This window comes from Streptomyces sp. ATexAB-D23 (assembly GCF_000373645.1).
Lineage (GTDB): Bacteria > Actinomycetota > Actinomycetes > Streptomycetales > Streptomycetaceae > Streptomyces > Streptomyces castrisilvae.
This window is the reverse complement of sequence record NZ_KB892035.1, coordinates 299,701-325,664: the sequence shown is the minus strand read 5'-3', so window position 1 is coordinate 325,664 and position 25,964 is coordinate 299,701. Positions and strand designations below refer to the sequence as shown.

The 25,964-nt window shown below is 71.5% G+C and carries 18 protein-coding genes; 7 read left to right on the top strand and 11 right to left on the bottom strand.

The window, feature by feature from the left end; all coding sequences use genetic code 11:
• Positions 1-167 precede the first annotated feature (167 nt).
• Both B082_RS36730 and B082_RS37515 read left to right on the top strand, forming a co-directional pair.
• A complete protein-coding gene (locus B082_RS36730) occupies positions 168-1,346 on the top strand; it encodes a CDP-alcohol phosphatidyltransferase family protein (RefSeq protein WP_018554840.1) in 1,179 nt (392 codons plus the stop codon).
• Positions 1,343-5,809, top strand: a complete 4,467-nt coding sequence (locus B082_RS37515; RefSeq protein ID WP_026250233.1) for a bifunctional glycosyltransferase/CDP-glycerol:glycerophosphate glycerophosphotransferase — start codon at positions 1,343-1,345, stop codon at positions 5,807-5,809. The genes B082_RS36730 and B082_RS37515 overlap by 4 nt, the downstream gene beginning before the upstream one ends.
• A 103-nt stretch (positions 5,810-5,912) precedes the next feature.
• On the opposite strand, the gene B082_RS0126575 is transcribed toward B082_RS37515, so the two are convergent.
• Positions 5,913-7,598, bottom strand: coding sequence for a hypothetical protein (locus B082_RS0126575; protein ID WP_063831073.1), 1,686 nt, complete (start codon positions 7,596-7,598; stop codon positions 5,913-5,915).
• 229 nt (positions 7,599-7,827) lie between these two features.
• Here B082_RS0126575 and B082_RS0126570 point away from each other — a divergent pair, with 229 nt between their 5' ends.
• Entirely contained in the window at positions 7,828-9,126 is a 1,299-nt protein-coding gene (locus B082_RS0126570; RefSeq protein ID WP_018554838.1) for a phosphodiester glycosidase family protein, read from the top strand.
• Positions 9,127-9,198: 72 nt separating this feature from the next.
• On the opposite strand, the gene B082_RS0126565 is transcribed toward B082_RS0126570, so the two are convergent.
• The 5 genes from B082_RS0126565 to B082_RS0126545 form a co-directional block, all read right to left on the bottom strand.
• The gene (locus B082_RS0126565; protein ID WP_018554837.1) at positions 9,199-11,337 is read right to left on the bottom strand and encodes a 3-hydroxyacyl-CoA dehydrogenase NAD-binding domain-containing protein; all 2,139 of its coding nucleotides are present in this window, start codon (positions 11,335-11,337) and stop codon (positions 9,199-9,201) included.
• A complete protein-coding gene (locus B082_RS0126560; RefSeq protein WP_018554836.1) occupies positions 11,334-12,560 on the bottom strand; it encodes a thiolase family protein in 1,227 nt (408 codons plus the stop codon). The genes B082_RS0126565 and B082_RS0126560 overlap by 4 nt, the downstream gene beginning before the upstream one ends.
• Before the next feature lie 274 nt (positions 12,561-12,834).
• Positions 12,835-14,109: a ribonuclease D gene (locus B082_RS0126555; RefSeq protein WP_026250231.1), complete on the bottom strand. Its 1,275-nt coding sequence runs from the start codon at positions 14,107-14,109 to the stop codon at positions 12,835-12,837.
• Between the two features lie 115 nt (positions 14,110-14,224).
• A complete protein-coding gene (locus tag B082_RS0126550) occupies positions 14,225-14,887 on the bottom strand; it encodes a helix-turn-helix transcriptional regulator (protein WP_018100712.1) in 663 nt (220 codons plus the stop codon).
• A 307-nt stretch (positions 14,888-15,194) separates the two neighbouring features.
• Positions 15,195-15,854, bottom strand: coding sequence for a DUF3000 domain-containing protein (locus tag B082_RS0126545; RefSeq protein ID WP_026250230.1), 660 nt, complete (start codon positions 15,852-15,854; stop codon positions 15,195-15,197).
• A gap of 92 nt (positions 15,855-15,946) precedes the next feature.
• Here B082_RS0126545 and hemE point away from each other — a divergent pair, with 92 nt between their 5' ends.
• Entirely contained in the window at positions 15,947-17,020 is a 1,074-nt protein-coding gene (gene hemE, locus B082_RS0126540; protein ID WP_018554833.1) for a uroporphyrinogen decarboxylase, read from the top strand.
• 21 nt (positions 17,021-17,041) lie between these two features.
• Here the strand turns inward: hemE and B082_RS0126535 are convergent, their stop codons facing one another.
• Entirely contained in the window at positions 17,042-18,424 is a 1,383-nt protein-coding gene (locus B082_RS0126535; protein WP_018554832.1) for an FAD-dependent oxidoreductase, read from the bottom strand.
• A 193-nt stretch (positions 18,425-18,617) separates the two neighbouring features.
• On the opposite strand from B082_RS0126535, the gene hemG reads away from it, so the two are divergent.
• The gene (gene hemG, locus B082_RS0126530; RefSeq protein ID WP_018554831.1) at positions 18,618-20,093 is read left to right on the top strand and encodes a protoporphyrinogen oxidase; all 1,476 of its coding nucleotides are present in this window, start codon (positions 18,618-18,620) and stop codon (positions 20,091-20,093) included.
• 4 nt (positions 20,094-20,097) lie between these two features.
• The gene (gene hemQ, locus B082_RS0126525) at positions 20,098-20,832 is read left to right on the top strand and encodes a hydrogen peroxide-dependent heme synthase (RefSeq protein ID WP_020573038.1); all 735 of its coding nucleotides are present in this window, start codon (positions 20,098-20,100) and stop codon (positions 20,830-20,832) included.
• A 130-nt stretch (positions 20,833-20,962) separates the two neighbouring features.
• Here hemQ and B082_RS0126520 read toward each other — a convergent pair whose 3' ends face one another.
• From B082_RS0126520 to B082_RS0126505, 4 genes are all read right to left on the bottom strand, one after another.
• On the bottom strand, positions 20,963-21,754 hold the full coding sequence (locus B082_RS0126520) for a TIGR04222 domain-containing membrane protein (protein ID WP_018554828.1): 792 nt from the start codon (positions 21,752-21,754) through the stop codon (positions 20,963-20,965).
• A gap of 64 nt (positions 21,755-21,818) precedes the next feature.
• Positions 21,819-22,847, bottom strand: coding sequence for a TIGR04222 domain-containing membrane protein (locus B082_RS0126515; protein WP_018554827.1), 1,029 nt, complete (start codon positions 22,845-22,847; stop codon positions 21,819-21,821).
• Between the two features lie 5 nt (positions 22,848-22,852).
• The gene (locus B082_RS0126510) at positions 22,853-24,283 is read right to left on the bottom strand and encodes a DUF692 domain-containing protein (RefSeq protein WP_018554826.1); all 1,431 of its coding nucleotides are present in this window, start codon (positions 24,281-24,283) and stop codon (positions 22,853-22,855) included.
• A gap of 138 nt (positions 24,284-24,421) precedes the next feature.
• Positions 24,422-25,174 (bottom strand): peptidyl-tRNA hydrolase, encoded by a 753-nt coding sequence (locus B082_RS0126505; protein ID WP_018554825.1) that lies wholly within the window; start codon positions 25,172-25,174, stop codon positions 24,422-24,424.
• Positions 25,175-25,246: 72 nt separating this feature from the next.
• Here B082_RS0126505 and B082_RS0126500 point away from each other — a divergent pair, with 72 nt between their 5' ends.
• Positions 25,247-25,924 carry an AIM24 family protein gene (locus B082_RS0126500; protein ID WP_026250228.1) on the top strand — a complete coding sequence of 226 codons (678 nt, stop codon included), beginning with the start codon at positions 25,247-25,249 and terminating at the stop codon, positions 25,922-25,924.
• Positions 25,925-25,964 lie beyond the last annotated feature (40 nt).

The window sequence follows — 25,964 nt, the reverse complement described above, 5'->3', positions numbered from 1 at the left end:
CTTTTGACAGTTTCTAGTTTGACCTTGATCTTGATAGGGTCTCGTCCTGTCTTTATGTGGATCACAGGTGAAGCTCCTGTGTCCATTATGTGAACGCCCCTTGATTGCGACTTCTTGCAGGCCGATGGGGCCGCGTTGCCCACGTGAGTCGTGTTGTCTGAGGGGTTATGGGGAAGCTGTCGCTGCGTGCCGTTCAGAAGCTGACATGCAAGAAGCGCGATGCCTGGTGGACCGTTCTACTGGTCGATCCGGTCGCCACGCGCATGCTGATCGGGATGGCCAAGTTCAAGTTCATCACCCCGAACCGGGTCACCTGGTCGGCGCTCTTCGTCGGCCTCGGCTCCGCGTACTTCTTCCTGAAGGGTGATACCGGCTCCCTCGTCATCGGCGCGGCCCTCTACCACCTGAGCTTCATCCTCGACTGCATCGACGGCAAACTCGCCCGCCTCAAGGGCAACGGCACCGTTTTCGGGGGCTGGCTCGACTACGTCTTCGACCGCATCCGGGTCCTCTTCTGCGCGCTCGCCCTGATGGGCGGCCAGTACCTGAGCACGCACAACGAGCTCTACCTCCTCGCGGCCCTGGCCGTCGTCTTCCTCGACATGCTCCGCTACGTCGACGCCCTCCAGATCTACAAGATGCGCATGTCCATGCGCATGAAGATCGAGAAGGTCACCATGGAGCGCAAGGCGCTGGAGGAGGAGCAGGCCCAGCGGGACGCGACAGCCGCCGCCGCGGCCGGCGCGCCCGAGCAGCCCAAGGTGGTCTTCATCGAGGACCTGCTCAGGGAGAACCCCGGCGTCGAGGCCGAGGTGCTCAAGCAGCAGAGCGGCGACGTGGTCGACCTGCACGCGCAGTTCCGCAACCGCTTCCCCTGGTACACCCGGTTCCGCCAGGCCCTGCTGCGCAGCCGCATCAGGCCGCACCTGATCAGCGGCATCGAGTTCCAGATGTTCATCTTCATCGTGGCGCCGCTCATCGGCCAGATCCTGTGGACGACCGCGATATCGGCCGCGGCCCTCGGCCTCTTCGAACTCGTGATCATGTACAAGTTCTGGCTCTCCACCCGTGACTTCACCCGGCTCATGGAGAAGCTCGCCACCGAGCCGTCCAATGCCGGAGTGATCGCCGAGCACCTGCACCGGGGGCGCCACCGCAGAGGCGGGGACGCCGGCGACGACGACCAGCGGGACGCCCTCGCCCAGCAGTTCCCGCTCCCCGAGCGGGACGACGACCTCGGCTTTCAGCCGTACCCCGAGCCCTACACCCCGCACGCCTCGGACATCGAGACCCAGCAGCTGCGGGCCCTGCCCTACTGGGCGGAGAGCGAAGGGTCCGTACGATGACTCCGCCCGCCGACCCCTCGCTGTACACCGTGACGGTGGTGGTCCCCGCCTACAACGCGAGTGCCACGCTCGGCCGGGCCCTCCAGTCCGCACTGGCCCAGACCCACCGCGCCGTCGAGGTCGTCGTCGTGGACGACGCCTCCGTCGACGGAACGCTCCAGGTGGCCCGGGAGTTCGCGGCCGGTGACGCCCGCGTCCGGATCGTCGAACGCCCGCAGAACAGCGGCGGCGTCGGCGCGCCCCGCAACAACGGCATCATGGCCGCCACCGGCCAGTACGTGATGTTCCTCGACGCCGACGACGAACTCCCCCTCAAGGCCTGCGAGACCCTGCTGGAGTCCGCGGTCGCCACCGGCGCCGACATCACCGCCGGCCGCGCGCTGCGCGTGAACCTCGCCAAGGACGAGATCACCGTCTGGCAGCCGCAGCTCTACGGCACCGAGCGCACCGTCGACGGCGGGCTGCGGACGATGCCGGAACTCTTCGAGGACCCGATCGCCGCGGCCAAGCTCTACCGGCTGGACTTCCTGCTCGACCACGGCATCCGCTTCCCCGAAGAGCTCTTCTTCGAGGACACCTACTTCTCCACCGTCGCCTGGTACTCGGCGCGCTCCATCACCCTGCTCCCGGCCCCCGTCTACCGGTGGATCTGGGAGCGCGAGACCGACACCCCCTCCATCACCAACCGGCGCGGCGAACTGCGCAGCATCCGGGACCGGGTCCTCGTGCACCAGTACGCGGACGCCTTCCTCCTCCGCCAGGGGGAGCGCGAACTGCTCGCCCACAAAGCCGCCAAGTTCCTCTCGCACGACCTGCGCCTCTACACCCCGGAGCTGCGCGCGGGCGACGAGCAGTACCGGGCGGGCTTCGCCGGCTTCGTCGCGCCGTACCTCAGAGGGCTGCCGCCCGACGTCTACGACCTGTGCGGGCCCCTGGAACGCGTACGCGCCTTCAGCCTGATGCACAGCCGCGTCGACCTCGCGCTCACCGTCTCCGACTACACCCAGCGACGCAGCGTGCTCAGCTCCGACCTGGTACGGCGCGACGACAAGGTCTACTGGTCCGCCTCCCTGCTCGGCCGGCCGCAGGCCGAACGGTTCCTGGACGTCACCGACCTCGACCTCACCGGCAACAGCCTCTCCGACTCCCGGCTGTTCAACCAGGCCACCCTGGTCGAGATCCGGGACAGCACCCTCCACGTCACCGGCTACATCCGCAACCAGTTCGCCAGGGTCGGGCCGAAGGACAAGCTGGAGCTGACCGCGGTGCTCCGCCGCCGCAGCACCAAGGCCGACCACACCTTCGAGGTGACCGGCGTCGACGTCGACGACGAGTTCATCCGCTACCACACCATGGTGGACCTGGCCGCCACCCTCGGAGCGGCGGGCCGGGCCGGCAACTGGAACCTGTTCGTGCAGCTGCGGCACGGCAAGGAGCGGGCCACCACCACCGTAGCGATCAGCGGCCTCGACGTCCGGCGCGAGCGCTACCGCGGCCCGGACGACACGTACGAGATCTACGAGACCGTCAGCGGGAACCTCGCCCTGCGCCCGGAGACCACCGAGCAGCAGACCGCCGACCACCCGCGTGGCACCCCGTGGCTGTGGTGGCAGGACGGCCCGCCCGCCGAGCCCGCGGCACCCCACCGCGAGACGTACGACGCCGCGATCGTGGCGCACTGCCACAACGACGAGTACAACCTGTACGAGTTCCTCAGCTCCCTGCTCGCGCAGCGCGAGTTCGCCGCGACCCAGGTGGTCCTCGTCGACGACGGCTCCACCGACGCCACCTCCGCGCAGCTCGCCCAGTTCGCCGCGTACCACGCCAACGTCGAGGTGATCCCGCAGATCAGGCTCGGCGCGCGCTCCAGCTTCGACAACGGCCTGCGTTACGTGCGCGCGCCCTACGTGATGTTCGCCCGCGCCCAGGACATCCTCGGCGAGAACTGCGTGGGCCGGCTCGTGGCCGCCGCCCAGCGGTGCAAGGCCGACGTCGTGGTCGGCGACCAGGACAACTTCCCCGGCCCGCGCAGCTCCACCGACGCCCCCTGGCGGCGCTACTTCGGCGCGGACGCCCCCCGCATCGACCGCCTGGACGACGCCCCCTATCTGATCTTCTCCGCGGAACTGGGCGCCAAGCTGTTCCGCACCTCGCTGCTGCGCCGGCACGCCCTGCGCACCGGGCACGGCCCCGGCTTCGAGGACGCCTGGCTCGCCGTTCCGGCCCTGCTGCACGCCCGTACGGTGACGACCGCGCCCACCGCCACCTCGTTCGCCCGCGACCCGGAGCGGCGGGACTCGCTGTTCGACCTGACCTGGAACGACCCGGTCAAGACCCAGGAACTCATCCGCCTCTGCCGCCACATCATCCGGATGACGGAACGGCTGAGCGCCCGCGGCGCCCGGCTCGCCATGCGCTTCGTGGTCCGCTCCATGCAACCGCACCTGCGCAACATCCACCGGATCATGAGCCGGACCGAGATCGCCGGGATCTTCCCCGCCCTGGTCGACATCTACCGGCCGATACCCGACGAGCTGATCCTCCAGTACGCGGGCGTGCCGATGTCACGACTCCAGCACCACGCCGTACGGACCGGCAACTACGAGCTGTTCTGCGACCCGTACACCAAGCCCGCCTACCGGCCGCAGCTCCTCATCGACGACGCGGGCATGCACCGCGGCCTCGAAGCCGACCGCACCGAGACCACCACCCTGCTGCGGGTCGACCGGCAGAAGGCCGTCCTGGAGACCGTCGTCCCCGACGGCGACCACCTCCACTTCGAAGGACTCCTGGTCCTCACCGGCGTCGACATCGACCGGCTCTTCAGCAACCGCCTCGAACTGGTCCTCGGCGACGGCCGCCGGGAGACCGCCCTCCCGATCGAACAGGTCTACCGCCGCGACCGCTGGCGCGCCCGCAAGGAACAGGACTGGTACGCGGGCTGGCGCGCCACCGCCCGCCCCGGCGACCTCGCCGCGCTCTCCAACCGCGACCTGAAGCCCCGGGTCCGCGTCCACGACGGCGACCGCAGCCACGACATCGCCGTCGAGGCCCGCCAGATGCTGCACCGTTTCAAGGGCGTGCACCGCCTCGGCCGGGCCCGTATCCGCCTGACCATCGCCGGCAACGAGTCCGTCACCTTGCGCCGGATCAGCGGCCCCCTCCGCAAGGCCGGCCACGCGCTGCGCCGCCTGCGCCAGGAGGTACGCGCCTCGCTGCCCGGCCGCACCGGCTGGCGCACCCGGCTGCTGTACTGGCTGATGTATCCGAAGCTGCACGGCCGCGACATCTGGATCATCGGCGAGCGCGAGGACACCGCGCAGGACAACTCGTACCACCTGTTCAAGTGGATCAGGGAGAACGAGCCCAAGCGCAAGGTCTTCTACGCGATCAACGGCGACTCCCCGGACCGCGAGAAGATCGACCACCTGGGCCAGGTCATCGACCGGCTCTCCTGGAAGTACCGCGCCTACCTGCTGCACGCGACCCGGCTCATCAACGCCTACGACCTGGAGGCCTACCTCGGCTTCCCCGGCCTGTCGAAGCGGGCCTTCCTGCGCGGCTACGGCGACCTGCTGCGCTACCAGCGGGTCTTCCTCCAGCACGGCGTCGTCTACAACGACGTCGTCGGGTCCATCCACGCCCAGGTCACCAACGTCGACATGGTCCTCACCACGGGCCGCAGCGAGCGCGCCTACTACGCGGAGCACTGCGGCTACGGCTACGACCGGGTCGCCGCCACCGGACTGCCGCGCTACGACGCGCTCAAGCCGCTCGACGGCCCCCGCAAGGTCCTGGTCATGCCCACCTGGCGACGCGACATCGTGGCCCCCTCGTACAACAAGGCCGCCAAGCCCGAGATCCCGTTCGCCGCCTCCGAGTACTACCGGTTCTTCTCGGCGCTGCTGCGCGACGAGCGGCTGCTCGAAGCGCTCCAGTACTACCGCGTGGAACTGGAGTTCATGCCGCACTACGAGATCCGCCCGTACCTGAAGCACTTCCGCATCGACCACCCGTCCATCACGGTCTCCTCCACCGGCCGGGACGTGCAGCTCGCGATGCGCGAGTGCTCCATGCTCGTCACCGACTACTCCTCGGTGTTCTTCGACGTCGCGTACATGGGCAAGCCCATCGTCTACACGAACTTCGACGACGAGGCGTTCTACAGCAAGCACTACAAGCGGGGCTACTTCGACCTGGCCCGCGACGGCTTCGGCCCCGCCTGCGGCACCGTCGACCGCGCGGTGGACGAGATCATCGCCTCCATCGCCCGCGGCTTCGAGGTCGAGCCCGAATACCGGCGCCGCGCCGAGGAGTTCTTCGTCCTGCGCGACACCAACAACTGCCGGCGCGCCTTCGACGTCATCGACACGATGGACGCCACGGCGGGCGGCGACCCGGGCCGCATGTCCACCCCGCTCGTCATGGGGCGGCCACAGGAGCAGGAGCGTGAGAGGGCGTAAGGATGTGAGCGGGGCGGGCTCCCTTTACGGCTGAACGGCGGCACGCGGTAATTCTCCGTCGGTCTCCGGTGTGTACCGACGGAGAATTCTCGCATGCTGTTTCTCAGTCCAGCGTGACGCTTCCGGCAGCCGCCGAGAAAAGCGACCCGCCGGTGCTCAGCGAGATGTAGACCTCGTACACGCCCGGAGCCGCCTTCTGTAGATCCACACCGTTGTAACCGGGGGTCGCGAAGTAGGCGAAGTCGTAGTTCCCGAAATCGCCCCGCCTGACGTGCTTGCGGATCGCCGCCGTCTTGCGTGACATTCCGAGCCGGTAGGAATGCGTGGAATCCTGCCCCTGAAGCACCAGGTAGTACTGTCCGTGTCCGCGGTCGTCCGCTTCGACGCCGTGGACGAAGAGTACGCCCTCTACGTGAAGCATTCGATCCTTCAGCCATGTCGATTCCAGCGAGAAAACAGTTTCCGCCGAGAACTGGCCGACGATGGGCCTGCGTATCAGTCGTACCCGCTTTTTGTCCCCGATGAGAACGGCCTCGTTGCCGCCGACGGGCCGCCTGATGTCGAAGGGGCGGCGGGCCACCAGAGCGGTGCGCCTGTCTATTCCCTCGGCCGGGCTCGTCACCCGGACGGAAAGGTTGTACGTGCCGACGGGGATGCCCTTCATCGAAATACCCGACGGTGACTCCGGCTCGAACCCTCCGTACGGATAGTCGCAGGAGAAACGGTCGAAGTACTGGCTGTAGAGGTACTTGGCCTCCGTGGTCGCCAATGGGAATTCGAAGTGGCGGCTGCCGCTCTCCATGATGAGGCTCTTCGTCGTCATGGAATGCGAGTAAGCGGATTCGCCGGGGATGAACGCATCGCCCGACAGTACGATGTTCGCCCCGCGGATGTCCTGCTTCTTCACCACGGCTGTCAGCGTGTCCGAGACCCGCAGCTCGTACAAGTAGGACTGCCGATCAAACTCATTGACCTGCTGTTTCCCGTTCTCCACGAACCCCAGGCGGGGGTCCGCCCCCTCCGTGAGGGCCGACAGCAGACCGGCGATGAGGGGCATGTTGTACCCGGACACCTCGCCGTGCTGACGCACCATCGGTGAATCGGTACGGATGAAGTTGAAGTTCTCGCAGGCCCAGAAGAGCTGAAGATGCGGGTTGATCTCCGTCTCGTACTGCTCGTCGGCCTCGGAGGTGAACAGGTAGATGTTGTGTCCCTGGCCGCCGCGCGCCCTGAGCATTTCGGGAATGGCGCCGTCGAGTACGTCGACATTCTGCTGCGGCATCGATTCGCCCAGCATGTACTGACCCGTCACCGGCCTGTCGCGCACATAGCTGCCGATCAGGAATTGCGGCACCACCGTGACAATATTCCGGTATCCGTACCGCAGGCCGTAGTAGAGGGCCGCACTTCCGCCCTTCGAGACACCGAGGAGACTGACCCGGTCCCGGCCGAGACCGAGACGAGCGAGCGTGCGCTCGATCAGACCGGCGACCGATGCCTCGATGGAGAAATCCATGTTCCGGCACATGTAGTAGCTGTAATGGCCGTCGAAATCATCCCGGATCCACAGGATATTGGCGCGCAATTCCATCAGGGACTTACCGGCGAAGTGGTATCCATTGGGCGCCGCGAGCCCGGAGAAGACCACGATCAGATGCTGTGAGTCGCCCTCGGCGGGCCGGAATCGGTACTCGACGGGGAAAGGGCCCGTGGTGTCCGTCTCGGTGACCACTCGGCGTCGGTCGACGGCCGCGCGATTCGGCACGAGAGGAGGAAGTGCTGTGGTCATGAGATACGCTGCCTGCTCTTGTGTGATTCCGGACACGCCCCCCGGCGGAAGCCGTCCGAGTCTATCCGGCCACCACTCGGCCAGTCGAGCCCGAATTCATCACGAATGATTCGGGACACCCGTGCGCTCTTGATAGCATCCGGAACGTCATAAGGCTGGTATCCACGGCGATTCCCCGCGCGGTACCCGGACAGAGCCTGTTCGTTGTCCGGGGGCGAGGGAGCGGAGCATGAACGGACGACGGGCCGTGCGGATACCGGTGTTGTGCCTCGCCCTCCTGACTGCCGCGTGCACCACGCAGACCAGCGCGGACCCCGACGGCCGGGACGCCCGCCCGCAGTCCGCCGGAGCCTCGCCGACGGCGGAGGACCTGCCCCGCGGCCTCGCGTTCCGGCAGTCGGTACGCAAGCTGGCGGACGGCAGCCCGGTCCGCGTCAGCGTGCTGGCCGTGGCGCCGGACGCCCCCGTCGACGTCCGGACCGACCACGGCGGAGCGGTGGCGAAGACCGACACCGTCCGCGACCTGGCCCGCCGGACCCAGGCGGTCGCGGCGGTCAACGGCACCTACTTCGACACCGACTCCGCGCGCTACAAGGGCGACCCCCTCGGCCTCTACGTCTCCGGCGGCGCCCTCCTCAGCGAGGCAACGAACGGGCGTACCGCGCTGGTCCTGCCGGGGCGGGGGGAGCGGGCCCGGATCACCGAGCTGCGGTCCGCCACCTATGTCACCTCGTCGGACGGGGCGCGCGCGGTCGTGGACGGTACCGGGCGGGTGCCGGGGCGGATCGTCGGCTGCGGGGGCGTGGGAGGCGACCGGCGCACCGACACCGGGGCGCTGACCGGGGAGCCGCTGCCGGGGCGGGTCTGCTACGACCCCGACGAACTCGTCGACTTCCCCGCGCAGTGGGGCGCGTCGACGCCTGGCGCGGACCGGGACAGCGTCGAGGCGGTGGTCGACGCGCACGGCACGGTGACCGCGGTGCGCAGCCCCTCGGGCGGAACGGTCCCGGCGGGCGGCCGTACGCTCGTGGGCATCGGTTCCGCGGCCGGCTGGCTCCGCGAGCACGCGACGCCGGGCCGCGGCCTCACCGTGGAGTCCCGGGTGACCGACCCCGACGGCCGGCAGGTCGAGCTGTCCGGCGCCTCCGTCGTCGGAGCGGGCCCCGCACTGGTGCGCTCCGGCCGGGTCTGGATCAACGCCGCTGCCAACGGGGTCTCCCAGGGGGCCGTCGACAGCCGTTCGCCGCGCACCGTCGTCGGCATCCGCCCGGACGGCGCCCTCCTGCTCGTCGTGTTCGACGGACGCCGGCCGGGCGTCAGCGAGGGCGTCAGCCTCACCGAGGCGGCCGGCATCCTGGTGTCGCTCGGCGCCGAGGACGCGATCAACCTCGACGGCGGCGGGTCGAGCACGATGGTGGTCGGGGACAAGGTCCGCAACAGCCCGTCGGACGCGGGGGACACCGACGAGGAACGCCAGCGCAAGGTCTCCAACGCCCTCGTCGTCGTCCCGCGCCGCATCACGTCCTGACCACCCGGACACGGGAACGGGCCGTACGGGGAATCCCGTACGGCCCGTTCGCCGCTCGTGAAGCCGAACGCGTTACGCGGGAACGCTCGCCACGCCCCGCGCCAGGAACTTCTTCCCGTTCACCCGCTCGGAGACGCCCTCGCGGTCCAGGTACGGCGTGATGCCGCCCAGGTGGAAGGGCCACCCCGCACCGGTGATCAGGCAGAGGTCGATGTCCTGGGCCTCGGCGACGACGCCCTCGTCCAGCATCAGGCCGATCTCCTGCGCCACCGCGTCCAGGACGCGGTCGCGGACCTGCTCCTCGGTCAGGACCGAGTCGCCCTGCTTGAGGAGGGCGGCGACCTCCGGGTCCAGCTCCGGCTTGGCGGGATTCTCGGCGGAGTAGACGTAGAAGCCGCGCTTGCCGGCCTTGACGACCGCCGCGAGGTTCTCGGAGACGGTGAAGCGCTCCGGGAAGGCGCGGTTCAGGGTCTCCGAGACGTGCAGGCCGATCGCCGGGCCGACCAGCTCCAGGAGCACCAGCGGGGACATCGGCAGGCCGAGCGGGTCGATGGCCTTCTCCGCGACCTCGACCGGGGTGCCCTCGTCGATGACGTTCTGGATCTCGCCCATGAAGCGGGTGAGGATGCGGTTGACGACGAACGCCGGGGCGTCCTTCACCAGCACCGCGGTCTTCTTCAGCTTGCGGGCGACACCGAAGGCCGTGGCCAGCGAGGCGTCGTCGGTCTGCTCGCCGCGCACGATCTCCAGGAGCGGGAGGATCGCGACCGGGTTGAAGAAGTGGAAGCCGACGACCCGCTCCGGGTTCTTCAGCTTCGACGCCATCTCGGTGACCGAGAGGGACGAGGTGTTGGTGGCGAGGATCGCGTGCGCCGGGGCGACCGCCTCGACCTCGGCGAACACCTGCTGCTTGACGCCGATCTCCTCGAAGACCGCCTCGATGATGAAGTCGGCGTCGGAGAAGCCCTCGGCCTTGTCCAGCACACCGGAGACCAGGGCCTTGAGGCGGTTGGCCTTGTCCTGGTTGATGCGGCCCTTGCCGAGCAGCTTCTCGATCTCGGCGTGGACGTAGCCGACACCCTTGTCGACGCGCTCCTGGTCGATGTCGGTCAGCACGACCGGCACCTCCAGGCGGCGCAGGAACAGCAGGGCGAGCTGGCTGGCCATCAGGCCCGCGCCCACCACGCCGACCTTGGTGACCGGGCGGGCCAGGTTCTTGTCCGGGGCACCGGCCGGGCGCTTGGCGCGCTTCTGGACGAGGTTGAAGGAGTAGATCCCGGCGCGCAGTTCGCCGCCCATGATCAGGTCCGCGAGCGCCTGGTCCTCGGCGTCGAATCCGGCGGACAGGTCGCCGTCCTTGGCCGCGGCGATGATCTCCAGCGCGCGGTACGCGGCCGGGGCGGCGCCGTGCACCTTGGAGTCGGCGATGGCCTTGCCGCGGGCGACGGCCTGGTCCCAGGCGTCACCGCGGTCGACCTCGGGGCGCTCCACCGTGACGGTGCCGTTCAGCACGTTCGCGGTCCAGAGCAGCGACTGCTCAAGGAAGTCGGCGCCCTCGAAGAGCGCGTCGGCGATGCCGAGCTCGAAGACCTGCTTGCCCTTGAGCTGACGGTTCTGGTTGAGCGAGTTCTCGATGATCACCGAGACCGCGCGGTCCGCGCCGATCAGGTTGGGGAGCAGCGCGCAGCCGCCCCAGCCGGGGACCAGACCGAGGAAGACCTCGGGCAGCGAGAACGCGGGCAGCGCCTTGGAGACGGTGCGGTACGAGCAGTGCAGACCGACCTCGACACCGCCGCCCATGGCCGCGCCGTTGTAGTACGCGAACGTCGGGACCGCGAGGCCGGAGAGGCGGCGGAAGACGTCGTGGCCGCCCTTGCCGATGGCCAGCGCGTCCTTGTGCTCCTTGAGGAGCTCGACGCCCTTGAGGTCGGCGCCGACCGCGAAGATGAACGGCTTGCCGGTGATGCCGATGCCGGTGATCGCACCCTCGGCGGCCTCCTTCTCGACCTGGTCGACGGCGGCGTTCAGGTTCGCCAGCGACTGCGGTCCGAAGGTGGTCGGCTTGGTGTGGTCCAGGCCGTTGTCCAGCGTGATGAGGGCGAAGCGCCCGGCGCCGGCCGGCAGGTCCAGGTGGCGTACGTGCGCCTGGGTGACGACCTCGCCAGGGAACAGCTCGGCCGCACCCTTCAGAAGCTCGGTGGTGGTGCTCACTTGTCGCCTCCGGCGTTCTCGAAGTGCGGGTTCTCCCAGACGACCGTCGCGCCCATGCCGAAGCCGACGCACATCGTCGTCAGGCCGTAGCGGACCTCGGGCTGCTCCTCGAACTGGCGGGCCAGCTGCGTCATCAGCCGGACGCCGGAGGAGGCGAGCGGGTGACCGTAGGCGATCGCGCCGCCGTACTGGTTGACCCGGGCGTCGTCGTCGGCGATGCCGTAGTGCTCCAGGAAGGCCAGCACCTGTACGGCGAACGCCTCGTTGATCTCGAAGAGGCCGATGTCCGAGATGGACAGGCCCGCCTTGGCGAGGGCCTTCTCCGTCGCCGGGATCGGGCCGTAGCCCATGACCTCGGGCTCGACGCCCGCGAAGGCGTAGGAGACCAGACGCATCTTGACCGGGAGGCCCAGCTCGCGGGCGACGTCCTCGGCGGCGAGCAGCGAGGCGGTGGCGCCGTCGTTGAGACCCGCGGCGTTACCGGCCGTCACGCGGCCGTGGGCGCGGAACGGGGTCTTCAGGTTGGCCAGGGACTCCATCGTGGTGCCCGGACGCATCGGCTCGTCGGCGGTGACCAGGCCCCAGCCCGTCTCACCGGCCTCCGCGTTCGTGCGGCGCACCGAGACCGGCACCAGGTCCTGCTGGATCTTGCCGTCGGCGTACGCCTTGGCGGCCTTCTCCTGCGAACGCACCGCGTACTCGTCGGCGCGCTGCTTGGTGATCGTGGGGTACCGGTCGTGCAGGTTCTCCGCGGTCATGCCCATGAACAGGGCGGACTCGTCGACCAGCTTCTCCGACACGAAGCGCGGGTTCGGGTCGACGCCCTCGCCCATCGGGTGGCGGCCCATGTGCTCCACACCACCGGCGACCACGACGTCGTACGCGCCGAAGGCGATGGAGCCGGCCGTCGAGGTGACGGCGGTCAGCGCGCCCGCGCACATGCGGTCGATCGAGTATCCGGGGACGGACTGCGGCAGCCCGGCGAGGATCCCGGCGGTACGGCCGAGCGTGAGGCCCTGGTCGCCGATCTGCGTGGTCGCGGCGATGGCGACCTCGTCGATCTTCTTGGGGTCCAGGTCCGGGTTGCGGCGCAGCAGCTCCCGGATGGCCTTCACGACGAGATCGTCGGCGCGGGTCTCGTGGTAGATGCCCTTCGGGCCCGCCTTGCCGAACGGGGTGCGGACGCCGTCGACGAAGACGACGTCCCGGATGGTACGAGGCACGATGGCTCTCCTCCAGGGTGCGGGATGGCACTGCTGCGAGGCGCGCCCTGAGGCACGCCGCTCCGCTCATGCTACTTGCGGGTAACCAGACTGCCCACCCCCTGCGGCGGGAGCGGCGAAGGTCACACGGGGAAAGTGTCCGCCGTGGGCCCCGCCGTACACGGGAAATGGCCCGGACGGACTCGTATTCGAGTCCGTCCGGGCCATCGGGAGTGTGCGCGGAACCTGGCGTGAATACGCCCCTGTCCCATGCGCTTCCAGGGCCTGTGCGCGATCAGCCCGGCTGCGTGAGCGCGCGGACCAGCAGCGGGGCCACCTGCTCGATCTGCCAGTGCCGCGCGCCATACCCGGCCAGCGCCGATTCCACCGTCTCCGGCGTCGGATTCTTCGGCGGCTCCCAGCACACCCGGCGCACGGTGTCCGGCGTGATCAGGTTCTCCTGCGGCAGGTGCAGGCGCTCCGCGAGCGCGGAGACCGCGGCGCGGGCGGCCGAGAGCCGGGCGGCGGCCGCCGGGTCCTTGTCGGCCCAGGCGCGCGGCGGCGGCGGACCGGCGAGCGCCTGGCCGGGCTGCGGCAGCTCCGTGTCCGGCAGCGCCTTGGCCCGGTCGACGGCGGCCTGCCACTGCTCCAGCTGGCGCCGCCCCATGCGCGGGCCGAAGCCGGGCAGGGCCGTCAGCGCCTGCGTGTTCGGCGGCAGCGCGAGGGCGGCCTCGATGATCGCGGCGTCCCCGAGGACCTTGCCGGGCGAGACGTCCCGGCGCCGGGCGACCTGGTCGCGGGCGGTCCACAGCTCCCGCACCACCGCCATCTGCCGGCGCCGGCGGACCTTGTGCATCCCGGAGGTGCGGCGCCAGGGGTCCTGGCGCGGGGGAGCCGGCGGCGCCGACGCGATGGCGGCGAACTCCTCCCGCGCCCACTCCAGCTTGCCCTGCCGGTCGAGCTCGTCCTCCAGGGCGTCGCGCAGGTCGATGAGCAGTTCGACGTCGAGCGCGGCGTACCTCAGCCAGGGCTCGGGCAGCGGGCGGGTGGACCAGTCGACCGCGGAGTGGCCCTTCTCCAGGGAGTAGCCGAGGACGTTCTCGACCATCGCGCCGAGGCCGACCCGCGGGAACCCGGCCAGCCGTCCGGCCAGCTCGGTGTCGAAGAGCCCGGTCGGCGTCATCCCTATCTCGCGCAGGCACGGCAGGTCCTGCGTCGCCGCGTGCAGAATCCACTCGGTGCCGTGCAGCACCTCGCCGAGCCCGGACAGGTCGGGGCAGCCGACGGGGTCGACCAGCGCGCTGCCCGCGCCGTCACGGCGCAGCTGTACGAGATAGGCGCGCTGCCCGTAGCGGTAGCCGGACGCCCGCTCGGCGTCCACGGCCACCGGCCCGGAGCCCGCGGCGAAGGCGGCGATCACCCCGGCCAGGGCGTCGTCGGAGGCCACCACCGGTGGAATGCCCTCGCGCGGTTCGAGCAAGGGGATCGGCGCCGGGGCGACGTCGTCCGGGGGAGCGCCCCCGGTGGTTCGCAGTGAACTGTCTGCTGCGGTCTCTTGGGCGTCGGTCACGTGTCAAGGGTATCTGTGTGTGCGCGGCGCCCGTCGACGGAACGTTCCGTCGACGGGCGCCGATGCGTGTAATCCAGCCGGTTCCGCGTTTCTGCACACCGGCGGGGGTGCGGAATCAGTGGATGATGCCCGTCCGCAGGGCCACGGCGACCATTCCTGCGCGGTCTCCGGTGCCGAGCTTGCGGGCGATGCGGGCGAGGTGGCTCTTGACGGTCAGGGCGGACAGCCCCATGGAGACACCGATGGCCTTGTTGGACTGGCCCTCGGCGACGAGCCGCAGAACCTCCACCTCGCGGCCGGAGAGTTCGCGGTAGCCGCCCGGGTGGCTCGGGGTGCCGGGGGGCCGGCGGTGCATACGGGCGGCGGTGGCGCCGATGGGGGCGACGCCGGGACGGGCCGGGTGGCCGATATTGGTACGGGTGCCGGTGACGACGTAGCCCTTGACGCCGCCCGCGAGGGCGTTGCGCACGGCGCCGATGTCATCGGCGGCGGACAGGGCGAGACCGTTGGGCCAGCCGGCGGCTCGGGTTTCGGACAGCAGGGTCAGCCCGGAACCGTCGGGCAGGTGGACGTCGGCAACGCAGATGTCGCGCGGGTTGCCGACGCGGGGGCGGGCCTCCGCGATGGACGACGCCTCGATGACGTCACGTACTCCGAGTGCCCACAGATGGCGGGTGACGGTGGAACGGACGCGCGGGTCGGCCACGACGACCATGGCCGTCGGCTTGTTCGGGCGGTAGGCGACCAGGCTTGCGGGCTGCTCAAGGAGAACGGACACCAGGCCTCCTGGGGAGTGGCGGGACGGGCCGGCTCGGGGATGAAGCCGGGGCGAACCGTGCTTGAAGGGTCATTGACTCCTTCGGCAGCAGACCCCTGCTCCTTTAGGGGAAGATCACGATTGCTGAGTAACAATTCGGGCAAATAGGACGCGCGATCGATTGCACGAAGACCGCGGCGATGGCCGAAAGTGATCGTATGACGCAGCGTCACAGGAAACGGGAACGGCCGCGACATCCCCGGGGACATCGCGGCACGGGCCGTCGAGACTTTCTGACGGCACCTGCGGCACGGCCGGCGAGACCCTCTTACGGCACCTGCGGTCCGCGCCGCTGGGGCAGCGTCACCACCGCCGCGTCCTGCGGGCCCGACGGCGGCAGCCCCGCGATCTGGCACAGCAGATCACCCCACGCCACCAGATGCGCCGCCGTGTCCGGCACCCCGCCGCGCCCCTCACGCGGCGTCCAGGAGGCCCGGATCTCGATCTGGGTCGCGGGACGCCGCGTCTCCAGCGCACCGAAGTAGTGCGAGCCCGCCATGGTGACCGTGCCGCCGGCCTCCCCGTAGAACAGTCCACGCGCCTCCAGCGCGCCGGTCAGCCAGGACCAGCACACCTCCGGCAGCAGCGGGTCGGCGGCCATCTCCGGCTCCAGCTCGGCCCGGACCAGCGTCACCAGCCGGAAGGTGCCCTGCCAGGCCTCGTGCCCGGCCGGATCGTGGAGCAGGACCAGCCGCCCGTCGGCGAGATCCTCCTCGCCGTCCACGACCGCGGCCTCCAGCGCGTACGCGTGCGGAGCCAGCCTCTTGGGCGGCCGCGTCGGATCCACCTCCAGCTCGGGGCGCAGCCGCGCCGCGCGCAGCGCGTCCACCGCCGAACGGAACGCGGGCGGGACGGCACCGCCCTCCGCGCCGTCCGCGCCGTCAGCGCCATCGGATTGACCGGAGATGTGTCCCTGAGCCGCAGCCATGCGGGGAAGAGTAGGCGGAACCGGAGCTTCGCGTGCGGAAGGACACCCGTGCGGGGCCGGGCTCGTTGCGCTTACGTGCGAAGATTCGTTCTGTGAGTGCCAACGATCGCCCCTCCGGGCAGCAGACGAAGACCTCCGCCACCCACGACTCGGCGTTCCTGAAGGCGTGCCGGCGTGAGCCCGTGCCGCACACGCCGGTCTGGTTCATGCGCCAGGCGGGACGCTCGCTGCCCGAGTACCTGAAGGTGCGCGAAGGCATCCCGATGCTCGAGTCCTGCACGATGCCGGAGCTGGTCGCCGAGATCACGATGCAGCCCGTCCGCCGCCACAAGGTCGACGCGGCGGTCTACTACAGCGACATCGTCGTCCCGCTCAAGGCCATCGGCATCGATCTCGACATCAAGCCCGGCATCGGCCCGGTCGTCGCCGAGCCCTTCCGCACCCGCGCCGACCTGGCCCGGCTGCGCGACCTCACCCCCGAGGACGTCCCGTACGTCACCGAGGCCATCGGCCTGCTCACCGCGGAGCTGGGCGCGACCCCGCTGATCGGCTTCGCGGGTGCGCCCTTCACCCTCGCGAGCTACCTCGTGGAGGGCGGCCCGTCCCGCAACCACGAGCACACCAAGGCCATGATGTACGGCGCCCCGGAGCTCTGGGCCGACCTGCTCGACCGCCTCGCCGAGATCACCGGCGCCTTCCTGGAGGTCCAGATCGAGGCCGGCGCCTCGGCGGTGCAGCTCTTCGACTCCTGGGTGGGCGCCCTGGCCCCCGCCGACTACCGGCGCTCGGTGCTGCCCGCCTCCGCGAAGGTCTTCGACGCCGTCGCCCGCTACGAGGTCCCGCGCATCCACTTCGGTGTCGGCACCGGTGAACTGCTCGGCCTGATGGGCGAGGCCGGGGCGGACGTCGTCGGCGTCGACTGGCGGGTCCCGATGGACGAGGCCGCGCGCCGCGTCGGCCCCGGCAAGGCGCTCCAGGGCAACCTCGACCCGGCCGTGCTGTTCGCCCCGACCGCTGCGGTGGAGGCCAAGACCCAGGAGGTCCTGGACGCGGCCGCGGGCCTGGAGGGCCACATCTTCAACCTGGGCCACGGCGTGATGCCGAACATGGACCCGGACGCGCTCAGCCGCCTCGTCGAATACGTCCACACCAGCACCGCCCGCTGACCGGCCGGGGGCGGGCGCCGCTCAGGCGGTGCCCGCCTTCCGCAGCACCGACACCGTCTTGCGGGCCGCCACCAGGACCGGGTCCCAGACCGGCGAGAACGGCGGGGCGTACCCCAGGTCCAGGGCCGTCATCTGCTCCACCGTCATCCCCGCGGTGAGCGCCACCGCCGCCACGTCCACCCGCTTGCCCGCGCCGTCGCGGCCCACGATCTGCACGCCCAGCAGCCGCCCCGTGCGGTACTCCGCGAGCATCTTCACCGTCATCGGCCGCGCCCCCGGGTAGTAACCGGCCCGGCCCGTCGACTCGATCGTCGCCGTCACGAACCGCAGGCCCACCGCACGGGCGTCCCTCTCACGCAGCCCGGTGCGGGCGATCTCCAGGTCGCAGACCTTGCTCACCGCCGTACCCACCACACCGGGGAACGTGCCGTAGCCACCGCCCACGTTGGAGCCGATGACCTGGCCGTGCTTGTTGGCGTGCGTGCCCAGCGCGATGTGCCGGGTGCGGCCCGCCACCAGGTCCAGGACCTCCACACAGTCGCCGCCCGCCCAGATGTTCTCGTGGCCCACGACCCGCATCGACAGATCGGTGAGCAGCCCGCCGTGCGGCCCCAGCGGCAGCCCCACCGCACGGGCCAGCGTCGTCTCGGGCTCGACGCCGATGCCGAGCACCACCACGTCCGCCGGATAGGAGGCGCCGTCCGTGGTGACCTCGGTGACCCGGCCGTCCGGGCCGGTCGTGATCCCGGTGACCTCCGCCCCGTTCACCGTATGGATGCCGAGCCCGTCCATGGCGTCGTGGACCAGGCGCCCCATGTCCGGGTCGAGCGTCGCCATCGGCTGCTCGGCGCGGTTGAGCACGGTCACCTCGTAGCCGCGCTTCAGCATCGCCTCCGCCATCTCGACCCCGATGTATCCGGCCCCGACGACGACCGCGCGCCGGCCCGTCGTCCGCTCCAGGGTCTCCAGCAGCGCCTGCCCGTCGTCCAGGGTCTGCACCCCGTGCACCCCGGCCGCGTCCATGCCGGGCAGCTCCGGGCGCACCGGGCGGGCCCCGGTGGCGATGACCAGCTTGTCGAACCCCGTCCAGTACGTCTCGCCGGACTCCCGGTCCAGGGCGCGCACCCGCCGCCCGGCCACGTCGATCTCCGTCACCTCGGTACGGGTGCGCAGATCGATGTCGCGGGCCCGGTGCTCCTCGGGCGTACGGGCGATCAGCCGGTCCCGCCCGGTCACGTCGCCGCTCACCCAGTACGGGATGCCGCACGCGGAGTACGAGGTGAAGTGGCCCCGTTCGAAGGCGGTGATGCTCAGCTCGTCCGGGCCCTTCAGCCGCCGGGCCTGGGACGCCGCGGACATCCCCGCCGCGTCCCCGCCGATGATCACCAGTCGTTCCGCCGCCATGCCGGTCCCTTCGACGCCCCGTCCGAAAGAACCCACGCTACGGCGCCGCGCGCCCCGGTGACGGGCTCACTCGCCCTCGGCAGCGGCCCTGTCACGGCCTGACGTCCGCTCAGTCCGCCTTCCGGCGCGATGACATCGGCCGGTTCGAAGTGGCCGCGTCGGGGGCGAGGAAGAGATTTGAGAGAGTGGAGGCATGCAGCGTTCACCACACCGCGCGGACAGGGCCCCCGGCCACGTCGTCGTCATCGGCGGCGGCATCGCCGGACTCGCGGCCGCCCACCGGCTCGTCGGGGCCGGGCTGGGAGTCACCCTCCTGGAGGCGACCGACCGGCTCGGCGGCAAGCTCATGACCGGCGAGGTCGCGGGCGTCCGGGTCGACCTCGGCGCCGAGTCCATGCTCGCCCGCCGCCCGGAGGCGGTCGGCCTGGCACGCTCCGTGGGGCTCGGCGACCGCCTCCAGCCGCCCGCCACGGCCACCGCCGCCCTGTGGACGCGCGACGCGCTGCGCCCCATGCCCAAGGGTCATGTGATGGGCGTCCCGGGAGACCCGTCCGTCCTCGGCGACGTCCTCTCGCCGGAGGGGCTCGCCCGTATCGCGCAGGAACGCGACCTCACCCCGACGGCCGTCGGTGACGACGTCGCCGTCGGCGCGTACGTGGCCGACCGGCTGGGCCGTGAGGTCGTCGACCGGCTCGTGGAGCCGCTGCTCGGCGGGGTCTACGCGGGCGACGCCTACCGGATCTCGATGCGCGCCGCAGTCCCGCAGCTCTTCGACGTCGCCCGGCGGTCGGGCTCGCTGCTCGACGGGGTCACCCGCATCCAGGAGCAGGCCGCCGCCCGGCAGCAGACCGGGCCGGTCTTCCAGGGCATCGAAGGCGGCATCGGCAGCCTGCCGGGCGCCGTCGCGGACGCCGTACGCGCCGGGGGCGGCGACATCCTCACCGAGACCCCGGTGCTGGGCCTGACCCGTACCGCCGAGGGCTGGGACGTGCGCACCGACACCCGGGTCGTCGCGGCCGACGGCATCGTCCTCGCCACCCCCGCCTGGTCCGCCTCCACCCTGCTCGCCGCCGAGTCCCCGGCCGCCTCGGCCGAGCTGGCGGGCGTCGAGTACGCGTCGATGGCCCTGGTCACCATGGCGTTCCGGCGCTCCGACACGGCGGGCACGGCCGCGCTCGACGGGCGTTCCGGCTTCCTCGTGCCGCCGGTCGACGGGCGCACCATCAAGGCCGCCACCTTCTCCACCCGCAAGTGGCAGTGGGTCGCCGACGCCGCGCCCGACCTGTTCTTCCTGCGGACCTCGGTCGGCCGCTACGGCGAGGAGGACCACCTGCACCGCGAGGACGACGAACTCGTCGGTGTGTCCCTGCGCGACCTCGCCTCCGCGACGGGGCTGACCGCGAAGCCCGTGGCCACCGAGGTCACCCGGTGGATCGGCGGGCTGCCCCAGTACCCGGTGGGCCACCTCTCCCGGGTCGCCCGCATCCGGGATGAGGTCGCCAAGCTGCCCGCGCTGCGGGTGTGCGGCGCGGTCTACGAGGGGGTCGGCATCCCGGCCTGCGTCGCGAGCGCCCGGCGCGCCGCCGACGAGATCGCCGGCGCTCTCGCGGGGGAGACCGCCGCCACGCCGACCCTGGTTCAGGGCACACGGAGCGAGGCGGGACAATAGCCGTATGAGTGCTTCCGAGACTGAGACATCAAGCAAGGCTCCGAACGCCGGCAAGAAGGCCAAGGACCTCAACGAGGTCATCCGTTACACGTTGTGGTCCGTCTTCAAGCTGCGCGACGTCCTGCCCGCCGACACCGACCGCGCGGCCGTCGCCGGCGAGGTCCAGGAGCTGTTCGACAAGCTCGCGGCGCGGGACGTCACCATTCGCGGCACCTACGACGTCTCCGGCCTGCGCGCCGACGCCGACCTCATGATCTGGTGGCACGCGGAGACGGCGGACGAGCTCCAGGAGGCGTACAACCTCTTCCGGCGCACGCGGCTCGGCAAGCACCTGGAGCCGGTCTGGTCGAACATGGCGCTGCACCGCCCCGCCGAGTTCAACAAGTCGCACGTCCCGGCGTTCCTCGCCGACGAGACGCCGCGCAACTACATCAGCGTGTACCCCTTCGTGCGCTCGTACGACTGGTACCTGCTGCCCGACGAGGACCGCCGCCGCATGCTCGCCGACCACGGCAAGATGGCCCGCGGCTACCCCGACGTGCGCGCCAACACGGTCGCCTCGTTCTCCCTCGGCGACTACGAGTGGGTGCTGGCCTTCGAGGCCGACGAGCTGTACCGCATCGTCGACCTGATGCGTCACCTCAGGGCCTCCGAGGCGCGGATGCACGTCCGCGAGGAGGTCCCCTTCTTCACCGGCCGGCGCAAGTCGGTCGCGGACCTGGTGGCAGGGCTCGCGTAGCGAACGGGCTCCCAACCACCCCAACCCGGAAGATCAGACGGCGGGCATCGGGCACCTCGTGCCGTCCGCCGGTCCAGCGACACCGGGTTCGGCCCGACGGTGCGGCGCGCTCGGCGCGCCGCACCGTTCGTCATTCCCGGGCCGTGCGTCCTCGTACGCCCTCCCGGCCCGTCAGCGCCGCCCGTAGCGCGGGGTCATCCACCGCGCCCACCCCGCGTACGGCGACCGCCACCAGCGTGTCGCCCGTGGCGCCGTCGCCCGGCGGCGCGCACGCCTCCAGCATCCGCTGCCCGGCCGGTGAGGCCCACGTGCCGTAGGGGTGCGCTTCGAGCCGGGCGATGGCCAGGCACCCCAGGGTCAGGGCGAGAGGCAGCCCGAACCACACGAGCAGCCGCGTCTCGGGGCCGCCGGGGGCGAGCAGGGCGGCGGCGCCCAGCGCGGCCACCAGCCCAGCCGTCCCGCGCACCGCCCGCACCGCCGACGCCATGTCCGCCCCGCGAGGCACCGCGAGGCCCGCGGCGACCAGCCGGTCGGCCACGGCGCGTACGGCGTCCGCGGCGGCCGCCGCCGCGCGTACCGGCGGTATCGGCGACTGTCCCTCGGGGCCGATGGCCCGGATCACCGTGCGCTCCACCTCGTCGCGGCCCTCCGGGTCGACCACCGTCGCCCAGCCGGTGGGGGCGAGCAGCAGCCGGCGCCGCAGATGCATGGAGACGAGCGCCAGATCGGCCACCCGGCGCGGCCCGCCGGCCAGGAACGCCGCCTCGTACAGCGTGAGTTCCCGCCGGTACGCGGAGAACCGCGCCCCCTGGGCCGCCGCCCCGGCCGGCTGCCGGGCCAGGCGGGCTCCGGCGAGGCAGAGCCGGACGCAGGACAGCCCCGCCGCGCCCCACGCGACCAGCACCAACAGAAAGGGGACCATGCGGGATTTCTATGCGAGGGCGGTCCGCCGCGCCATAGCTCGTCCAGCAGGTGGACCAGCCGTCTCAGGAACTGCTGCCGCAACTGGAGCCGGAGGAACCGCAGCTGGAACCACCGCCGCAGCTGGAGCCGGAGGAACCGCAGCTGGAACCGCCCCCGCAACTGGAACCGGAGGAACCGCAGCTCGAACCCGATCCGCATCCGTTGGCCCCGCCGCAGCTGCTCCCGGGCGAGCTGCCGCAGCCGCCTCCGGGGCTCGACCCCGCGCACCACACCGACGGCGCGAGCAGCATGCCCGAGGAGTCCGTGGAGGTGTACGAGGTGTACCGGGTGTGCGAGGGGCGCACGGGCCGGGTGCGGGCCGCCGCGATCAGGTGCGTCCGCAGCGCGGGATCGGGAACGGCGCGCAGGCCGTGGACCGCCGCCAGGAAAGCCGGTTCGGCGCGGTGGGCGTGTGCGGCCCGGAACTCCGCCGCCGCCCCGCGCCCCGCCCGGGTGACCCGGGACCGGGCCACCGCCGTGCAGACCAGCCCGGTCACGAAGCCGCCGGCCACGGCCGGCACCACCACGGCGAAGAGCGGGACGCGCCAACCGGAGCCCCCGCCGTCCGACATGAACCCGCTGACGGCGAGGCCGAAGGCGACCGGGAAGGCCAGAAAGCACAGCAGCGTCTGTACGAGGCCCCACACCCGCCACTTCGCGCTCGCACCGGGCGCGGCCAGCAGCCCCCGCGCGGCCAGCCCGTGACCGGTCTCCTGCACCGCCGGATGCCGCATCACCGCGACCCGCAGGGTATGCAGGGCCCCGCTCGGGGCTGCGGCGTGCTCCTGGAGCACGGCCCGCTCCACCGGGTCCTGGGCGACCGGGCGCAGGACGGCGACGATGCCCGGCCCGCCGACGTTCAGCCGGCCGTCCGCCTGCATGGCGGTGAGTGCCGTGTCGACGACCCGGCCGGGCCCGCCGTTCAGGAAGGCGGCCTCGTACAGATCGTGCAGCGGACCGCCCTGCCCCCGGCGGGTGCGCGCGAGGCCGGTGATGAGCAGGACGGAGGAGAGGACCACCGCGAGCGTCAGGACGAAACACGCCGCGGCCATCCCCGTCACCTCCCCACCAGCACGGAGCGGGCGGCCCGCGCCAGCCGGGTGGCGCGTCCGGGCGGTCGCGGGGCGGCCCGGTCCTGCCACCAGTACGTCAGCCGGCGGCGCGCCGCGTCGTCCTCGGGGCGGCCCGCGATGAGCAGCTGCTCGGCGAAGTCCAGGGCGTCGCGCCGGTAGCCCGCCGTCATGGGCCGCGCTCCGGCGTACGCGAGGAACGCCTCCCGGTAGCCGCGCCGGCCCAGGATCTCGGGCAGCTCGGGCGCCACCTCGGCGACGACATCGGCGCGCTTCGCGGCCAGGGCCCGGCTCTGCACGCCGAGCCTGCGCCGGTCGAAGCCCTCGGGGGCGGGGGCGCCGGCGACCAGGGCGGAGAGCAGGGCGGCCTGGGCGACCGCGACCCCGTCCCGCACGGCCTCCGGGACGGGCGGCGCGGCTGTGACCCATGATGTGGCTCTGGCGCCCGATACGCCTGTGGTGCCCGATACCGCTGTGGCCCCAGATATGCCCGTGACCCCCGTTACTGCTGTGGCGCCCGGGACAGCGGGAGCCCCCGCGCCCCGGCCCGCACCCCCCGCACCCCGGCCCGTGCCCCGGCCCGCACCCTCCGCGACCCCGCCCGCGTCCAGCGTGGCCCGGATCGCGTCCAGTTCGCCCGCCAGCTCGGCGGCCGGCGGGAAGGCGCCGTCGCGCTCCAGCAGCACCCCGGGCGGCGCGACCCGGGAGCGCAGCTCGGCCAGGACGTCGAGCACCGGGGCGGTGACCGGGTGGGCGTGCGTGTCGTGCCAGACGCCGTCCTTCTCTACGCCGCCGGCCACATGCACATACGCGATGGCCTCCACCGGCAGCTCGTCCAGGGCGGTCGCCGGGTCCTGGCCCAGGTTCACGTGATTGGTGTGCAGATTGGCCACGTCGATCAGCAGCCGCACTCCCGTACGCTCCACCAGCTCCGCCAGGAACTGCCCCTCGGTCAGCTCCTCGCCGGGCCAGGAGATCAGCGCCGCGATGTTCTCCAGGGCCAGCGGCACCGGCAGCGCGTCCTGCGCGATCCGCACGTTCTCGCACAGCACGTCCAGCGCCGCCCGGGTGCGCTCCACGGGCAGCAGGTGCCCCGCCTCCAGCCCCGGCGACCCGGTGCGCGCCCCGCCCGCCCGTACGAACGCGATGTGCTCGGTCACCAGCGGGGCGTCCAGCAGCGACACCCGGGCGGCGAGGGCGGCGAGGCGGCCGGGATCGGGGCGTTCGGCCCCGCCGAGGCCCAGCGAGACCCCGTGCGGCACGACGGTGACCCCGCGCTCCCTCAGCCGTACCAGGGACGCGGGCAGATGGCCGGCGCAGAGGTTCTCCGCGACCGCCTCCACCCAGTCGATCCCCGGCATCGCCTCCACCTCGTCGGCGATCTCCGGCCGCCAGCCGATCCCGATACCCAGCTCCATGCCGTCCCCCTCTGTTCCGTGCAGGGGTGATGACCCCGCGGCACGGCGGTGAATCCGGGAGGGAGGACGTTCAGAGCTTCATTTGAGGTTCCGGGGCGCCCGGATCCCAGCAGGTGCGGTCTTCTGGGCGCCCGGGTCTCAGCGGCGGCGCAGGGCCGGATGGTCGGCGACCACGGTGCACGAGCCCGGGGCGATCTCGGTGAACCCGGCGTCCCGCACAACCGGCAGCCCGCTCACCGTCAGCTCCTGCCAGCGCGCCGCCTCCGGGGTGGCGACCGAGAGGGGGAAGCCCGCCTCGCGCCACGCCTTGCGCTCGGTCTCCGACAGCTCCCACCAGGCGAGCTGCGCCCCGTGCCCGACCTGCGCCATCTCCTTGCCGGCCGACATGCCCAGCTCCGGGTTGAGCCAGAGCACCGGATGCGCGAGGTCGGGCGCGGCCGGCGGCTCCGGGTCGTCCAGGTCCGTCCCCGAGACCTGGAGCTTGGCCAGCTCCTTCGGCCAGCCGTCCAGGGGGACCGGCGGGAAGACCCGCACCTCGGCCTCGTCGCCCGTGACCGTGATCCCGGGCAGCGCGGCCGCCTTGCGCCACTCGGCGCCACGGGCCCGCCGCACCACCTTGCGGATACGGGCGTCCTGCCAGTCGCGCATCACCTCCGCCCAGGCGCCCTCGCCCACCGACCGCTCGTCACAGAGCATCACGAGCACCGCGCGGGCGGCCGTGCGCAGGGCGTCGGTGCGGGCCGGAGGCGCCGTCTTCTCGATGTGCACCACCAACGGCAGTACGTACTGCGGTGCTTCGTCCCGGTCCGTCCGCCCGGACCGGAACGGGCTGTCCACAGGCGGGGCGACCGGTTCGGGGGACGGGGGCGCGGGGGTGTCGTTGCTGCTCACCCGACCAGTCTGCCAGCCGCCTCCGGTGGCGTTTCTTGGCGGAATGGAACAGTCCGGGCGAGGATGCTCCGCATGAAGAGCGACCTCTTTTCCAGCGAGCACATGGCGGAGCAGGCAACGGCCCCCGGAATGACGTTGCAGAACGCCAAATCCATCAAGTACGCGGTCAACGGGGAGATGCACGCCCGCCAGGGATCGATGGTCGCCTTCCGCGGTGATCTGCAGTTCGAGCGCAAGGGGCAGGGCATAGGCGGTCTGCTCAAGCGGGCGGTCACGGGCGAGGGGCTGCCGCTGATGGCGGTGCGAGGCCAGGGCGAGGCGTGGTTCGCGCACGAGGCGGCCAACTGCTTCATCGTGGAGATGGAGCAGGGCGACGTCCTCACCATCAACGGACGCAACGTCCTGTGCTTCGACGCCACGATCTCCTACGAGATCAAGACGGTGAAGGGCGCCGGGATGACCGGCGGCGGCCTCTTCAACAGCGTCTTCACCGGCTACGGCAAGCTCGGCCTGATGTGTGAGGGCCACCCCATCGTCATCCCCGTCACGCCCCAGCAGCCGGTGTGCGTCGACACCGACGCGGTCGTCGGCTGGAGCGCCCAGCTGAACACCTCGCTGCACCGTTCGCAGAGCGTCGGCTCGATGATCCGGGGCGGCTCCGGCGAGGCCGTCCAACTGCGGCTGGAGGGACAGGGGTTCGTGATCGTACGGCCGAGCGAGCTGAAGCCCGAGAAGGCGTCGGCCCACTGAGACCGGGCACGGAGCTACTGCGGCTGCGGGGCGTGGGGCG